The 581-nt window shown below is 59.0% G+C and carries 1 protein-coding gene; it reads left to right on the forward strand.

Annotated elements, in window-relative coordinates:
* On the forward strand, positions 1–434 hold a 434-nt coding region (locus NKH49_RS34850; protein ID WP_352930245.1), incomplete at its 5' end, for an ATP-binding protein.
* Positions 435–581 lie beyond the last annotated feature (147 nt).

Raw genomic sequence — 581 nt, forward strand, 5'->3', positions numbered from 1 at the left:
CCGGCGTCGGAAAGAGCTGGCTTTCCTGCGCCCTCGGACACAAGGCATGCCGCGAGGACCTCTCCGTCGCCTATCATCGCCTCCCCAGGCTGTTCGCAACACTTGGACTGGCGCGCGGCGACGGCCGATATCCGAAGGTCCTCAAGGCCTTGGCCAGAACCGATCTGCTCATCCTCGACGACTGGGGGCCGGAGAAGCTCAATGACGACCAGCGTCGCGACCTCTTGGAAATCATCGAGGATCGGTACGAAATGCGATCGACGATCGTCACCAGCCAGGTGCCCGTGGACCATTGGTACGACATGATCGGCAACCCAACCATCGCCGACGCCGTATTGGACCGGCTTGTTCACAATGCCTATCGCATCGAACTCAGCGGCGAGAGCCTGCGAAAACAGAAAGCCGTGACCACCAATCAAACTACCCTGGCTTGACGCACACAACCGGTTCAGGTCAAAAACCTGCACGACCCAGGGGCACACTAACTGTCCGGCTTCAAATCGGAATCGTGTCCGGCATGAAATCGGAATACCTGTCCGGCTTCAGATTGGAATAGCCGTCCGGCATCACCGGAATACGCA

The organism is Mesorhizobium sp. M1088, from assembly GCF_040318575.1.
Classification (GTDB): Bacteria; Pseudomonadota; Alphaproteobacteria; order Rhizobiales; family Rhizobiaceae; genus Mesorhizobium.